The 368-nt window shown below is 37.5% G+C and carries 1 pseudogene; it reads left to right on the top strand.

Annotated features, from left to right (window positions below):
* Window positions 1–37: 37 nt before the first annotated feature.
* A pseudogene (locus tag ACWIUE_RS11965) lies at window positions 38–368 on the top strand (hypothetical protein); the annotation flags it as partial.

Genomic DNA, 368 nt, shown 5'->3' on the forward strand with positions numbered 1-368 from the left:
GCTGTAAATTACTTTTTAGCAAAGTGCATTTTGAGATTTGCAGAATCTGCAAATAGGGGGGGGGCAGAATAGGTTAGATTCTGCGAATTTCGCAGAATCTCGCACAAAATCCGCAGAATCTAGCGCAGAATTTACACCAAAATTCTTTTTTGTTATCGGCATAATTTTCAACTTATCGCTTCTTTGCTTTTTCAAATACACGGATTTTTTGTTAGAAAATTTCAATTTGTTTAGCCAAATAGCGCATTTGGATTTTGAGATTCCATTGCCACATATCCTTTTGCCCCTTGCTTTGAGCTTCGTTACCTTTCAGCAAATCGCATTTTTGTTTGACTGCTACAAACACGCGACAGGGCAATCAAATGAAA

The sequence above is a fragment of the Helicobacter sp. 23-1045 genome, assembly GCF_053654655.1.